Origin of the sequence: Paenibacillus sp. MABNR03 (assembly GCF_050455445.1) — a bacterium.
GTDB lineage: Bacteria > Bacillota > Bacilli > Paenibacillales > Paenibacillaceae > Paenibacillus > Paenibacillus xylanilyticus.
Map to the genome: position 1 here is coordinate 860,509 of NZ_JBCIYR010000001.1, position 15,403 is coordinate 875,911.

Below are 15,403 nucleotides of genomic sequence, written 5' to 3' on the forward strand. Positions count from 1 at the left end.
GACTCTGCGTCCTAAAGACGTACATAATCCCTGTTTTTTTGGAACACAATAACAACTATACGAGATCAATGTAACAGAGTGGATTTTAGGATTTCTGCTAAATGTTACTTGTCGTGTAAACTGTCAAATATATAGTTGCTTGACAATACTCATTAACAGGAGTACGATTAATTGTGTCAAATAAATGACAAAACGACGTCATTGCGTATGTATATATGAATTTGGTTACATATGATTACGTTTGTTTTGTCTAAAATACATCAGTTACTGGAGGAATCACCATGACTAATCTTAAAGACAAAGTAGCAATTATCACAGGCGGAGCTTCCGGAATTGGTTTGGCCACAGTAAAAGCCTTTTTGGATAAAGGGTCCAAAGTTGTCATTGCTGATTATAATGAAGAGCACGGCAAAGCTGCCGAGCAAGAATTAAAACAAACATATAATGAAGATGTACTGTTCATCAAAGTCAATGTTGCTGATGAGAAACAAGTTGAAAACTTGGTAGCCGAAACCGTGAACCGATTTGGCAAACTGGATGTCATCTTTAATAATGCAGGTATTGGAGTTCAAAAGCCATCGCACGAACTGACGGACGAGGAATATAAACGCGTCATTGCAATCAACCAGGACGGTGTATTCTACGGTGCAAAATATGCGATCCGCGAAATGCTGAAAACCGGTGGAGGGTCTGTAATCAGCACTTCTTCAATCCTGGGTTCAGTTGGTGAACCAACATCCATGCCTTATGCGGCTAGTAAAGGTGCAGTCAATCAGATTACGAAATCCCTTGCTCTGGAGTATGCTGATCGTAACATTCGTGTCAACGCAGTTGCACCCGGATTTGTGGAAAGTGGTATGGTTAACAAAGAAGCACTGGGTGAATTCTATGATGGCCTGGTTGCTAAACACCCTATCGGAAGACTGGGCAAACCGGAAGAAATTGCTCACGCTGTCGTATTTCTGGCTGAAAATGACTTCGTTACGGGTACAACTATCCTTGTGGATGGCGGATACCTTGCCCAATAAATGTTGACCAAATGATAAGAGGCTCCCCTTGTGGGGCCTTTTTTTATTCCTGATTTCTTGTCATTTTATATAGTTGCTTACATTATTCCTGAATTCCCTGGGTGTAATTCCATAAATGGCTTGGAAAACACGATTAAATGTACGCTGGCTTTCAAAGCCTGCGCTGCTGCTAATGGTGGTTAAGGAGGCATCTGTTGTACGGATTAATTTGGATGCGTATTCGACTCGTAACATGGAGAGGTAGTTTCGAAAATTCATCTGAATCCGTTTGGAGAAAATATGCGAAATATAATACTTGCTCACATTGAACTCGGCAGCAAGGGAATCCAGTGAAAGGGGCTCCGTAAAATGGTTAGCCAGATACTCTATAATTTTATGTGACATATCCGTTACCGGAAGCCTTTGCCGCTGCTCCAGATTGATCTGACGCATCAGATGCGTCATGATGATATGTGCCCAACCAAGCTTGATGGCATAGTCATCTTCTTTTCTAATTTTCTTTAATGCGTATACCGCGTCCTTGTGTACATATTTCTTAGGAATCACTGGATTTGCAGGCTGAAGATGAATGAAATCGGGGAATATTCCATCAAATACTTTTGGATTTATGATGAGCAGAGTGGCACTTGCATTTTCTTGACCACTTTTGTAATAACGATGAACCATATCCGGGAATATGACGGCTGCCTCACCTTGCTTAATTTCGTAAGAAACATCGTTAATCTCGATGCACTGAGTGCCTGAAAAGATATATAAAATCTCAACTGCACCGTGCATATGAGCAGGAAAAGCAATTGGCTTGGCGTTACGGAAAATCGTAAAATCATCTTTTCGAATCTCGTAAAACGGCAGCATAATTCATTCACTCCTGTGCAATATTTGGCTAATTTCAAATATGTTATGTCTAAACACATATCACGTGCTGTGTTAAAATTCAAGAGAATATTACCAAATGGAGGGATTATCAAGTGCTATATCCCAATTTGTTGTAATCGCTTACAATAAAAGAAGCTTTATATGCTGAGTATTTCATGATGCTAATCTTTAACCATTCTGATCACGTGAATTTGCGAAAGGAGAGGACTGTGCTTTGAGAAAAAGTAAAACCTTTTACAATATTTTTATTCCGGTTCTGCTCCTGAGTGTAGGAATTGTTATCGGCTTTGGTAGCTACATATACATCTCGACCACGAATTCCGTGGTTGACCGGGTTGGAGACGGCAAACAGAGCCTTATTACACAGATCCGGAATACGCTGGAGCAGAAAATCCAAACCATTGAATATGCTTTTGCCACTTATAGTACGACCCCATCATTCCGATCGGTCATCAACAGTCCTCTGACTGAGCAGGAATTCGAAGCATATCAAGAATTGAAATCCCAGCTGGGCTATATCGCCACCATGGGCCTTGAAGGGGTGCAGTATACGTTAGTCAGCCTGAAACAGAAGTGGAGTTTGTCCAATGGCTCCGTGTCCCGGCTGACTTCCGAGGAGACAAATGCGTTTCAAGATCAGTTTGCGGGGCAGGAAGGTAACGGATTATATTGGACAAAAACGACTGATGGTATCCGGCTAATGCAAGGACTTCCCGTGTACTCCAACAAGAAACAAGCTGTCGCCGTGTCGGATCTTTCACTTCATACACTAAATCAATCGCTGCAATCCAAACCGAATACATCCATATATATCTTAAACAAACAAGGAGAACCGTTGTACACAACCCAGACAGATCAAGAGCGATTATCGAACCAGCAAATGAAACTCATCAGTGAGCGTACCGTCAATCAAGCACAGACTGGGAAATTGGAAATTCCAGGTGCATCGGGAGATAAAATCATCGCCCTATATGCCCGGTCGGATTACAACAGTTGGACTTATGTCACGCTGCTTGATCAAAAAGAAGTCAGTGGAGCCTTAACGACAATTCGAATAGGTCTCATTGTGATGGGAATCGTGATTATGGCGCTCATGGTTATCTTGGCCTACATTATCTCCATCTATCTCACCAAACCATTCCGCAAGATTCAGAACAGTCTAACGAACATATCCAAGCCGATGATCAAGGATGAAGTAGATTGGATCATTCAATCCATTGATTCGATTGTATCCGAGAAGAAAGATCTGGAGCAGCTCATTCAGCTCGAAAAGCCTAAACTCGAAGCTCAATTTGTACTTAACCTGCTGCAAAACCGATTAACAAGAGACGAAGTGGAGAAGAACTTAGAGCGTTTTGGGTATAACGTTGACAGCAGCACGGTTTTTATCACGATGCTCATTCAGGTGGATCGCTGCGGAGAAGGAGCTTTATCGGATAAAGATGTTCTTTTACTTACCGTTAACCAGTTGGTGCAGGAAATTATTCCGGTATCGGAGCGAATGATTCCTGTTGTACTAAATGAACGTACACAAGCGACTCTGTTGTTTTGCAGCTCGGATAAGGCAGCAGAGATACGAAACTCGATCATGAAATATGCCAAGAATATTATCCTTTCGTCCAGGGATTATTGGCAAGCTTCAGTGAGTGCAGGCGTGAGTGCACCTTATGAGGATCTGATGATCAGCAGAGAAGCATGCGCCATGAGTCTCGAGGCATTATATCAGCGCCTGAAGCTGGGCAAGGAATCCGTCATTTTTTATGAAGATATCTCTCAAGGAAGTACTGGACCAACGTTGCTGCATTATCCTACCGAGCTGGAATCACAGCTGTTTGATGCGATCAGGCTGGGAGACAAGGATGAAGCATCCCGTGCTCTGTACCCGCTCCTTGCTGACATGATGAAGCATAGTCAGAATCCGATGAACCTGGAGATCACACTGATTCGTTTCGTGAACAATCTGATCCAACTGGAGCAGCTGATCGGAGCAGAAGTGCTGCTGACACAAAGCAATGCAACGCTATATCAAAGGCTGCTGAATACACTTAACCCGGAAGAGATTGAGCACATTCTTGTTCACGATGTAATCTATCCCATGGTCGTCAGTATGCAAGAGAAGGCAAATCACCAATTCCGTTCGGTCGCAGATCGAATCGCAGCCATTGTGCGCACGGAGTATGATCAGGAACTGTCGCTTGAATCCATCAGTGAACGTTTGCATTACACACCCAATTATCTAAGCAGCATTTTCCGCAAAGAATATGGAATGACTTTCAGTGATTATCTGATGGGATTCCGGCTTGAAGTTGCAAGGAAATGGCTGGTTGATACTGATATGCCGATTAAGGATATCGCTGAACGTCTCGGTTATCAGAATTCGCAGAACTTTATTCGTTCGTTTCGTAAAAAAGAGCATGTCACTCCAGGAGCATATCGAAAGATGAAGCTCGAACTGTGAAGGCAAATGTACTATCCTAAATGTATTAACCTAACTGGTGTCATTAGTGATTAAGTCAGATGGAATACTTGTACCACAAATCCCCTCAGGTCCGTACCTGAGGGGATTGTTTTGCATAAACAGCATCCTGCCATTCAACCTTTTACTGAACCCAGCAGAGCACCTTTCGTGAAGTGTTTCTGTACAAAAGGGTATGCAATGAGCATGGGTACAGTAGCTACAACGATTACACTCATCTTAATCGTCTGAGAAGGGGGAACGATATCAACAGCCGAGCTATTCCCTTCCATTCCGCTCGATACAATGACGATCTGACGAAGAAGTACCTGTAGCGGCCACATCTTGGATTCGTTGAGATATAGAATTGCATTCATATAGGTGTTCCAGTAAGAAACGCCGTAAAAAAGAGACAGCGTGGCGATCGATGGCAAAGCCAGTGGAAGCATAATCTGCCACAATATTCTGAAATCATTGGCACCATCGATCTTCGCCGATTCCTCCAAACTGTCCGGAAGGGCCTGGAAGAAATTTCGCATGATGATCAGGTTAAACGCGTTAATGGCTGTAGGTATAATCATGGACCAATAGGAATCAATCAGCCCTACTGCTTTGACAATCAAAAATGTCGGGATCATGCCTCCACTGAACAGCATTGAAAATACGATGATAAAATTAATGACGTTTCTGCCCAGCAGATAACGTCTGGATAATCCGTACGCCATAAGTGCAGTAAGTGTCATGCTGACCGCGGTACCGACAAGGGTGATGAAGATGGAAACACCGAGCCCTTTGAAGATGGTCGGAGTGGACAAGATATAACGATAGGCATCGAGTGAAAACGATGTTGGAAACAAAATGAATTTCTTCTGCACGATTTCTTGTGTTGAGGCAAATGAACTGGCAACCACATTGATGAAAGGTAAAAGGCAGGCAAGGGCAAAGAGGAGCAGCAGTGTATAGTTCATTACGTTAAATACGACGCTTCCGATCGTTTCCTTCTTGAGTGCGGCTTTGGACATGATGATGGGTTCCTCCTTAATAATTGGTCTCATCCCACCATAACAAGCGTTCAAGATAACGTATATAATCATATCCTAAGACCTTACGGCAGGCATCCAAATGGGGGAATACGCGAGCAAAAAACAGGATAATCATCAACGGGGTTAATAATCATCAACTACAATCACTAGAACGAAAAGCCTTACCAGAGGCCATTCCAAAGGATTATCTGGAGTATGATAGCTAATGATTATATACGGAATGGGACTCAGGGGATATGCTTGACTTCGAACACATGTTAACCGATCAAGGAGGTCAGAGAGCAGTGAAGGATTCCAATTCCTCAGTTGTTTCGTTACAGGGCAAACTGCATCGAAAGACGGGAATCGGTCATCAATTGAGAAGTGTAGCCGCAAATAAACTTCTATACCTGATGATTCTTCCGGGGTTTGTCTATTTTGTCATCTTCAAGTATTTTCCGATGGGTGGATTGATTATTTCATTCCAGGATTATCAGCCGTATCTCGGCATTAAAGATAGTCCATGGGTCGGTTTCAAGCATTTTATTCGTCTGTTTACCGAACCGACCTTCGCCATGCTGCTAAGCAACACACTTATATTGTTTGCACTTGAATTGATTATTTTCTTTCCCATCCCCATCATTCTTGCGCTTATGCTGAATGAAGTCAGACACAAGATGTTCAAAAATTCAATTCAAACCATTGTGTACATTCCGCATTTCATGTCATGGGTCATCATCGTTTCCATTACCTATGTGTTTTTAAGCGTGGATGGCGGGGTGGTAAACGAGATGATTGCTGCGTTTGGCGGAAACAAAATTAGCTTCCTCACCTCACCGGAATGGCTTCGTCCCATGTATATCCTGCAGATTATCTGGAAAGAAGCCGGATGGTCGACCATCATCTATCTTGCAGCCATTACGGTGGTTGATACGCAGCTCTATGAAGCTGCAGATATGGACGGCGCAAGCCGATTGCGCAAAATGTGGCATGTTACACTGCCGGCTATTCGCCCTGTCATTATTACGTTGTTAATCCTGAAAATCGGAAATACGCTTGAGCTTGGTTTTGAGCATATGTATCTGCTGCTCAACTCGCTTAACCGTGAGGTGGGAGAGATTTTTGATACGTATATCTTCACTGCCGGATTGAAAAATGGACAATTGAGCTTCAGCACGACCGTCGGATTGTTCAAAGGCTTGGTTGGTCTCATTCTGGTAATCATAGCCAACAGGCTTGCCAAAAAGTTTGGTGAAGATGGGGTCTATTAACCACCATAAACTGCTGAATTAGAAACAACAAACTTAAAATAGAAAAGGGGAAGTGCACATGAAATTCCGTTATGCAAAGTTGATAGCGCTTACGATTTGTGGCAGCTTGTTGCTCAGCGCCTGTGGAGGAGAGAACGCAGAGCCGCAAACCAATGCTGATGGAAAGCCCATCATTAGCTGGTTAAACATTCTGCATTCGGCTTCGCCGCCAACGGATACGGTGCTGAGCAAAATTGAGGAAATAACCAATACGGATATTCAGTTTTCCTGGATTCCGGATGCTTCCAAAGAGGAACGCTTGAATACCTCCTTAGCCTCCGGCTCCCTGGCTGACATTGTTTCAATAACGATCATGGAGAATTCATCGGTTCGAAATGCACTGAAAGCCGGCGTCTTCTGGGAAGTGGGACCATATCTGGACGAATTTCCGAATCTGAAAGAAATCTCGGCAGACATGAGAAACTCGGCATCCATCGATGGCAAGTTGTACGGGATTCCGATGCAGAAACAGGTAGCCCGAAACGGCGTCATTATTCGGAAAGACTGGCTTGATAAACTGGGGTTGCCTGTACCAAAAACCACTGCTGAGCTGATGGAAGCAGCCAAAGCATTTACCGAGCAGGATCCGGATGGGAATGGCAGCAAAGATACGACCGGTTTCATTGACCGGAGCGATCTGGTTTTCGGTGCTTTCAAGACGCTGGGTTCATACTTTGGCACGCCGAGCGGTTGGGCAGTCAGCGGGGATGGCAAGGTAACGCCCGAGTTTGAATCCGAAGGTTACGTTAAGGCAATGGATTATATGAAGGAGCTGTACAACAACGGGTATATCAATCAGGATTTCGCAGTAACGGCAAAAAAAGATCAGCAGGAGGGCTTTGCACAGGGAAAAGCAGGAATCTATGTTGGTGCACTGTTTGATAGCAAAAACCTGCTCAATTTGGCCAAAGGCGTGCAGGATGACATGGATTTGATCATGGTGAACGACATCACTTCAACAGGTAACGAAAGTGACCGGGCGATCTGGTCCACATCCAATGGCGTAGGCGGGCTGCTGGCATTCCCCAAATCGGAAGTGAAGGACGAGGCTGAGTTAAAACAGGTCTTGAAATTTATGGACGATCTGATGAGTGAAGAAGTATACACGTTGATGACGTATGGTATCGAGGGTGTGCACTACAGCCTGGAGGGCAATGCGGCAACGATCACCGACACCAAGCTCTGGGAGCAGGAAGTGCAGCCCTTCTCTTCATCACGTCCGAATGAGAATGGATACGACATTCATGATTCGGACCCATTGCGAGTGGAATCCGATCGTTTAATTCAGGAAAATACGAAATACGCAGTCCTCAATCCGATGTATTCCCTGGAGTCCGCGACGTTCTCGGAGCAAGGATCGGAACTGCAAAAAATCATCACGGATGCCACGTATAAATACATTCTCGGCAAGCTGGATCTGCAAGGATTCCAGGATGCAGTTCAGACCTGGAGAAAGTCCGGCGGCGACAAAATGATTACGGAATACGAGGCAGCGTACCAAGCCGTGCAGAACAAATAAAATCATACGCATCGAAGGAGGAAGAGAAACCATGATTCAGATTCAGTCTCCGCACCTTTGGGCATCGCATACAGCAGAAACTATTATGGAGCGTACGCCCAGACTGTATGAGGCAAACGGGTATCATGGAAAATGGTCTTATGATTATGGGGTCATTCTCAAGGGGTTTGAGCTGCTGTGGAAAGTGACTGGCGAAAGCAAGTATGCAGCGTACATCCGGGAAAACATGGACTACTTTATTCAAAATGATGGATCAATTCGCGGCTTTCGACAGGATGAGCATAATATTGATCACTTGAACAACGGCAAGCTGTTGTTTGGCCTTTATCAAATGACTGGCGATACGAAATACAAACAGGCCGCTTCTCATCTGCGGCAGCAGCTGCGTACTCACCCGCGTACGTCAGAGGGCGCGTTTTGGCATAAGCAAGTGTATCCTTATCAGATTTGGCTGGATGGACTGTATATGGGCGCACCATTTTATCTCGAATACATGCTTCATTTCGAGCAGGAAGAAGAGCAGGATCTCGATGACGTGACGCGGCAGTTTATGCTGTGCGCAGAACATAACCTCGATAAACGAACGGGTTTGCTCTACCACGCCTGGGATGAGCAGCGTGTTCAGGCATGGAGTGACCCGGTTACCGGGCAGTCGCCAAACTTCTGGGGAAGGTCCATGGGATGGTTCGTGATGGCTCTGGTAGATGTGCTGGAACTGCTTCCGCAAACCCATCCTGATCGCCTGAAGCTAATTGATATCCTGAACGATACGATGTCAGCATTGCGGAACTTCCAGGACGCTCCTTCAGGCGTTTGGTACCAGGTTATTAATGAAGGAACACGAAAAGGAAACTATCTGGAGGCTTCTGCTTCCAGCATGATCGTGTATGCCATGGCCAAGGGCATTCGGCTGGGTTTGCTGCAGGACGGCACCTGGTTGAATTCACTGGAACATGCATATGCGGGGTTGATTTCTGAATTTGTTATGGAAACGAAAGAGGGCTGGGTAAACCTGTACAAAAATTGTCAGGTTGCGGGTCTTGGCGGAGAACCGAGACGGGACGGCACTTATGCTTATTATATTAGTGAACCGATCATTACCAACGATCAAAAAGGACTTGGAGCTTTCTTACTGGCGTGTACGGAATACGAGTACATGTTAAATCAAAAAATGTAACTCATTTTCACTGTTTATGCCCGTATCGTTCGATGGAAGCAGAGCGATACGGGCACATCCTTACATTAGATACATCCTACTCGTGGTCTTATACGTATTGAGCTCGGATTTTTATGATAACGCTTACATTAAGTGAAGGGGGTGATTCATCCTGCTGATAGGTTAGCCGCCTCTCAGTGTAGCTCTCTGCAATATTGAAATATACGAAACCGGAGGAGGAAGATTCTATTGAAAAGGATTGTATCACTCATCTTGATCGTATCGATGCTGTTCAGCATTTTGCCAGGAATGGCTGCCGCGGAAGACACAGGTACGGCTGGTGCACTGCCTGCTTTTCCTGGAGCAGAAGGCGGCGGGATGTATACGACTGGTGGCAGGGGAGGTGCTGTTTACGAAGTGACCACGCTGGCGGATTCGGGACCCGGCTCCCTTCGTGAAGCTGTCAGTCAAAATGATACAACGGTTGTATTCAGAGTTGGTGGAACCATTCATCTGGAATCTCCTCTGGTTATCTCAAGTTCCAATATCACTCTTGCCGGACAGACTGCGCCTGGAGAAGGGATCACCGTATCCGATTATTGGACTACATTTCAGGCAGATAACATTATCGTAAGACATATGCGTTTCAGACTGGGTGATAAACATCCGAGTGAGGATGATGTCTTTGGAGGACGTTATCACAAAAATATAATCATCGATCATTGCTCTTTCACCTGGTCTGTTGATGAAGTGCTTAGCATGTATGTAAACGAAAATACAACGGTGCAATGGTCCGTCATTGCCGAAAGTATGTTAATGACGACCCATCAAAAGGGTCGACATGGTTATGCCGGAATCTGGGGCGGAAATAATACATCATTCCATCATAACATCATTGCTCATAATGTAAGCCGTAACCCCAGATTTGCCGGATCTCCCGGATTTAATACCGAATCTTACAACAATATCGTATACAACTGGGGATTCTTCTCTGCCTATGGTGGTGAGGAAGGCAACTATAATTTGATGAATAACTATTACAAATACGGTCCCAATACGTATCGTTCCGTGCGGGATCAACTTTTCCTTGATGTGAGTGCCAATACACGGCTCTATGTAGGAGGCAACATTGTCGACGGATTTCCCGAAATTACTGCCGATAACTGGCTTGGTGTCGGATCACTGGCTAATCCGGAATCCAAACTGGAATCTCCTGTAGTCATGGCTAATCCAACAGTCATGGATGATGCGGAAACGGCATATGATCGTGTCCTTGCTGAAGCTGGTGCTGTCCTCCCAAGAAGGGATGCCATTGATGCAAGAATCGTTAATGATGTTAAAAACCGTTCCGGTCAACATATCAATTCGCAGAAAGAAGTGGGAGGATATCTGGAGTTTGAGGAAGTGCTCTCTACACTGGAAGACGATGATCATGACGGGATGCCGAGTGATTGGGAAATCGCTCAAGGGTTGAATCCGAATGATGCCTCTGACCGAAACGGTATTCACGAATCGGGCTATACCCATCTTGAAATGTATCTGAACAGCATTGCAGGCAATGGGTCAGCAAGTCCCGCAGCATCCATAGATTCTCCTTCCAACCATACGATTGCCACTGAGGGTTCATCGATCGAAATTGCAGCCTCAGCCTCTGATCCAGATGGTACGATCTCGAAGGTGGAATTTTATCAAAATGATATTAAATTAGGCGAAGATGACTCCGCACCTTACTCTATAACTTGGGATAATGTAAAGGACGGTACGCATTATCTCACCGTTCGCGCAATTGACGATACAGGAACGGCTTCACAATCCAACAATGTTACGGTGCATGTTAATAAGGAAGGCAGTATTTCTCCATGGACTTCAACAGACATCGGAACACCTGGCATTGCCGGTCATACACAGCTTGGTGCAGCCGAGACGGATGTAACAGTAAAATCGGCAGGTGACATTGCTGGCGCTTCGGATCGTTTCCATTATGCGTATCAGACCCTGGAAGGCAACGGCGAGATCGTGGCCCGGGTTGATCATGTGACGGCGACGGATGACGGGGCTGAAGCAGGTGTGATGATTCGTGAGAGTTTGGACGATTCCTCGCCATTTGTTGCCCTAATGACTTCCTATGTCAAAGGCGGGCAAAAAACACTTGGTTTGACGCGTGAAACAGAGGGGGGAGATGTTTCTATTCAGGAACCTGAGGCCTTCATCACTCTTCCTTATTGGGTCAAAATGGTCCGACTTGGTGATCAGATTACATCTCTCGTTTCCAAAGACGGGACCAACTGGACTGTTATGAATGCTGTAGATTTTCCAATGAGCAGTACCGTTTATTTGGGACTTGCGGCTGATGCATCCAAACCGGACGACGAAGTGGATAAACTGAACACATCCGTATTCTCCGATGCAACCGTCCGGCAGCTTGATGCAGATTTCCCTTTGGCACCAGCCAACCTGTTGGCGGAATCAGGTCCGAAATCGGTCGTTTTATCCTGGGATGAGGTGGACAATGCCCTCTCGTATTCTGTTTTCCGTGCGGACATACCTGGAGGACCATACACGGAACTCGTTAAAGGGATAACGACTTCTTCTTATACAGATCCTGACCTGACTGTTGGAAAGACGTATTACTATGTTGTAAAGGCAGAGAACGACAAGGGAATCAGTTTTTTCTCGGCCGAAGCCCATGCTGTACCGGAAGGTGAACTGGAGACCATTGAATACATTAATGACGACTATGAGGAAGTAGAGGTTAACCAAACACCACCTGGATATGCTGTGCTCCCTGATCCCCGGGATGCAGACCATAACGTTGAGGTGGCTGAAGTACCTTCAGGGACTACTGGCAATACGTCAATAAAGGCTCTGAAACTGTATGATAATGCTCCAGGTACTACGCAATTCGTTCGTCCTTTTCAACCCCAGCTGGGCAGTTTTGTACTGGAAACGGACATCATGTCTCCATCCTGGCCTGGAACGGCGTATGTGCTGCAGCTGCAAAACAGCTCAGGGAATCGTACACCACTTTCGATAGAGATCCGCAAACCGGCTGCGCCCGCAGCAGAAGACACCTACACTCTGGTTTATAAGAGAGATGGTGTGGATCACAAGCTGATCGATGCTCCGGCAAACCATCAATGGTACAACCTGAAGATTACTGCCAATGTGGCCGCGCAAAAAGCGGATATCTATATCGATAATGTGCGAGTCGCAGATAACGTTCCGTTTCAGGCGGATGTGCTCACCGATGGAATTGGCCGCATTTTGGCCAAAACACCTGGCACAGGCAAAGGAACGATATATTACGACAACCTGCGACTTTATGTTGAGCCTGTCGCAACGCCAAAAGGACTGACTGCACAGCCTGGAAACGGGATGGTCAGACTGAACTGGGAAGAAGCCGAAGGAGCATCAACCTATAATGTCAAACGCAGTTCAGGGGAAGAAGCAGAATACGAATTAATCGCTTCGGAGGTGGCAAGTAACACCTTTGTCGACGAATCCGTTGCCAACGGAACAACCTATTATTATGTCGTTACCGCATCAGGTGCTTCAGGAGAGAGCGGACCTTCCAATCGGGTAGAAGTGACACCTTCGGAAGATGCTGTGAAACCCGAAGCACCCCAGGAACTACAAGCCAAATCCAGAAATGCACAGGCAGATCTGCACTGGCAGCCAGTCGAACAGGCGAGCTATTATACGGTAAAACGTGGCGTACAGGCAGAAGGCCCTTTTACTACCGTGGCTGCCAAAACAACAGAACCTTCCTATCAGGATGGCGGACTGGATAATGGAACAACCTATTATTATGTCGTATCAGCAACCGGTATTGGTGGCGAAGGAGCGGATTCGACTCCTGCTGCTGTTACGCCGTCCAGAGCGTTGTCAACACCTGAGCCTATAGTGAAATCTCAACCGAGTTCGGTCGAGATTCAATGGCAACCGATCGAGGGAGCGGCTACCTATCAGATTAAAAGATCAACCGCATTAGACGGGACGTATGAAGTTGTCGCTGAGGGCCAATCAGGGACCTCCTACACGGATACAGAACTCATGAATGGATCGCCTTATTATTACAAAGTTACTGCTGTAAATGAAGATACTCATAGTCTTGATTCTGCACCGACAGGAACAAGACCATCCGCTGATGACGGAACACCATCCCCTCCGGCAGGAATCCATGCAGAGCCGGATGATGGTGAAATTATTTTAAGCTGGGATGCTGTCCAGGGAGCAAACAGCTACGCTGTGAAACGGAGTGAATCTCCCGCAGGACCGTTTACATCCGTTGCTGCGGAGTTGAATGGTGTGTCTTACACCGACTCGGGACTGACTAATGGCAGCATCTATTATTACATGGTCACCGCAAGCAACGAAGCTGGAGAGGGATTGCCATCTGTTCCTGTATCCGAAATTCCAGCAACGACGTTGACGGTTGCTTCGGATGGCAGTGCACAATTCGAACAGGTGCAGGATGCGATTGATGCAAGCCCGAACAATGCTACCGTTCCAACGGTAATCCGAATCAAGGATGGTATCTATCGTGAAAAGCTAAACGTACCCTCGAGCAAAACTCATCTGAGGATGGTGGGAGAGAGCCGTGAAGGGACGATATTAGTATACGGGGATTCGGCTAGCACACTTGATGGGAATGGGAATCCGCTTGGCACATCAAACAGCTACAGCTTCAGAGTTCAAACGAATGACTTTACAGCCGAGCATCTAACCATACAGAATGATGCGGGTGACAATGCCGGGCAAGCGGTAGCCCTTTTTGCACGCGGAGATCGCCTTGTGTTCCGTGATGTCAGCCTAAAGGGTTGGCAAGACACGTTGTATGTCAATGATGGCAGACAGTATTATGTTGACAGTTATATTGAAGGCGATGTGGACTTCATATTTGGCAACGCTGCTGCTCTCTTTGAAAACAGCATTATCCATAGTTTGAGTAATGGTTATGTGACAGCGGCCTCTACAGCCGAAGGCAAGCCGGGGTATGTTTTCCTCAATAGCCGAATCACTGCTGAACCCGGACTGACTGGGAAAGTAGCTCTTGGCAGGCCTTGGCGTGCGCATGCCAACGTAGCCTACATTAACAGTTATATGGATGATCATATTAGCCCTACAGGGTGGAACAATTGGAGCAATGTCGATAATGAAAAGACAGCTCGTTTCACCGAGTATGCCTCTTTTGGACCTGGTGCAAATGCCAAAGAAAGATACCATTGGTCCACACAGTTGACTGCGGCAGAAGCGGAAGACTACCTTCCGGCTCAGCACTTTGCGGGACCTGATAACTGGAATCCATCATTAGACGTCCCATTGGTTAGTACCAATCGGGATCTGGCCAGTTTATCCGTAGACGGCAGGCTGCTGGCGGGATTTAACCCGGCACAGAAGAATTATGAGGTTGAAGTTAAGGCTGGCAGTAAGCTGCCTGTTGTTTCAGCGGATGCTGCATCTGAGAGGTCTGTTGTGGAGGTGGAGCAAGCAGCGGCCATACCTGGTCAGGCAATGGTGAAGGTTACTGGACAAGATGGTGGTGTGAAAACATATACAATCAGCTTCACAACTCAGAGCGTAAAAGATACCACTCCACCCGTGTTAAGGCTTGAAGTAAATAAACCCATTCTAAAAGCCAATGCAAACAAAATGGAGACCATTCGGGTCAAAGCAGATGCGACAGATCAGGAAACAGGCGTAGCATCTGTCAAACTTGTATCCATTACAAGCAACCAGCCTGATAAGGGGAAAGATCACGGAAACAAGTCACCTGACATTCAAGGAGCCACTTACGGTACACCTGATTTCGAATTCAAGCTCCGTGCCGAACGTACAGGCAAGGGCAAAGGTCAGGATCGTGTTTATACGATTACTTACGAGGCAGTGGATAAAGCAGGGAACAAAACAAGATCAACTGTAAAGGTTATTGTAAAACGTTAATCGTTGAGGCGGTAAAGTTTGAGCGATCTGAGGTTGTCGGACGTACTATACACCTACGACATTTCAAGCAAAAAAAGGGCGCCAGCATCTGGCG

The 15,403-nt window shown here is 45.9% G+C and carries 8 protein-coding genes; 6 read left to right on the forward strand and 2 right to left on the reverse strand.

Annotation, left to right across the window (positions count from 1 at the left end):
* The first annotated feature begins 281 nt into the window (after positions 1-281).
* The gene (locus tag AAIH57_RS03720; protein WP_430020583.1) at positions 282-1,028 is read left to right on the forward strand and encodes an SDR family NAD(P)-dependent oxidoreductase; all 747 of its coding nucleotides are present in this window, start codon (positions 282-284) and stop codon (positions 1,026-1,028) included.
* A 60-nt stretch (positions 1,029-1,088) separates the two neighbouring features.
* Here the strand turns inward: AAIH57_RS03720 and AAIH57_RS03725 are convergent, their stop codons facing one another.
* Entirely contained in the window at positions 1,089-1,883 is a 795-nt protein-coding gene (locus tag AAIH57_RS03725) for an AraC family transcriptional regulator (protein WP_175396584.1), read from the reverse strand.
* Between the two features lie 235 nt (positions 1,884-2,118).
* On the opposite strand from AAIH57_RS03725, the gene AAIH57_RS03730 reads away from it, so the two are divergent.
* Positions 2,119-4,362 (forward strand): AraC family transcriptional regulator, encoded by a 2,244-nt coding sequence (locus AAIH57_RS03730; protein ID WP_430020584.1) that lies wholly within the window; start codon positions 2,119-2,121, stop codon positions 4,360-4,362.
* Positions 4,363-4,496: 134 nt separating this feature from the next.
* Here the strand turns inward: AAIH57_RS03730 and AAIH57_RS03735 are convergent, their stop codons facing one another.
* On the reverse strand, positions 4,497-5,381 hold the full coding sequence (locus tag AAIH57_RS03735; RefSeq protein ID WP_175396586.1) for a carbohydrate ABC transporter permease: 885 nt from the start codon (positions 5,379-5,381) through the stop codon (positions 4,497-4,499).
* Between the two features lie 413 nt (positions 5,382-5,794).
* Here AAIH57_RS03735 and AAIH57_RS03740 point away from each other — a divergent pair, with 413 nt between their 5' ends.
* From AAIH57_RS03740 to AAIH57_RS03755, 4 genes are all read left to right on the forward strand, one after another.
* A complete protein-coding gene (locus tag AAIH57_RS03740; RefSeq protein ID WP_430021328.1) occupies positions 5,795-6,652 on the forward strand; it encodes an ABC transporter permease in 858 nt (285 codons plus the stop codon).
* A gap of 58 nt (positions 6,653-6,710) precedes the next feature.
* Positions 6,711-8,210, forward strand: coding sequence for an extracellular solute-binding protein (locus tag AAIH57_RS03745; RefSeq protein ID WP_430020585.1), 1,500 nt, complete (start codon positions 6,711-6,713; stop codon positions 8,208-8,210).
* Positions 8,211-8,241: 31 nt separating this feature from the next.
* Positions 8,242-9,387 carry a glycoside hydrolase family 88/105 protein gene (locus tag AAIH57_RS03750; RefSeq protein WP_430020586.1) on the forward strand — a complete coding sequence of 382 codons (1,146 nt, stop codon included), beginning with the start codon at positions 8,242-8,244 and terminating at the stop codon, positions 9,385-9,387.
* Between the two features lie 228 nt (positions 9,388-9,615).
* Positions 9,616-15,309, forward strand: a complete 5,694-nt coding sequence (locus tag AAIH57_RS03755) for a pectinesterase family protein (RefSeq protein ID WP_430020587.1) — start codon at positions 9,616-9,618, stop codon at positions 15,307-15,309.
* The last annotated feature ends 94 nt before the right edge of the window (positions 15,310-15,403 follow it).

What these genes read in the sequence shown, in the direction of transcription:
- AAIH57_RS03720 (WP_430020583.1), top strand. Translation starts at nt 282, where the DNA reads ATGACTAATCTTAAAGACAAAGTAGCAATTATCACAGGCGGAGCTTCC.
- AAIH57_RS03725 (WP_175396584.1), bottom strand. Translation starts at nt 1,883, where the DNA reads ATGCTGCCGTTTTACGAGATTCGAAAAGATGATTTTACGATTTTCCGT.
- AAIH57_RS03735 (WP_175396586.1), bottom strand. Translation starts at nt 5,381, where the DNA reads ATGTCCAAAGCCGCACTCAAGAAGGAAACGATCGGAAGCGTCGTATTT.
- AAIH57_RS03740 (WP_430021328.1), top strand. Translation starts at nt 5,795, where the DNA reads ATGATTCTTCCGGGGTTTGTCTATTTTGTCATCTTCAAGTATTTTCCG.
- AAIH57_RS03745 (WP_430020585.1), top strand. Translation starts at nt 6,711, where the DNA reads ATGAAATTCCGTTATGCAAAGTTGATAGCGCTTACGATTTGTGGCAGC.
- AAIH57_RS03750 (WP_430020586.1), top strand. Translation starts at nt 8,242, where the DNA reads ATGATTCAGATTCAGTCTCCGCACCTTTGGGCATCGCATACAGCAGAA.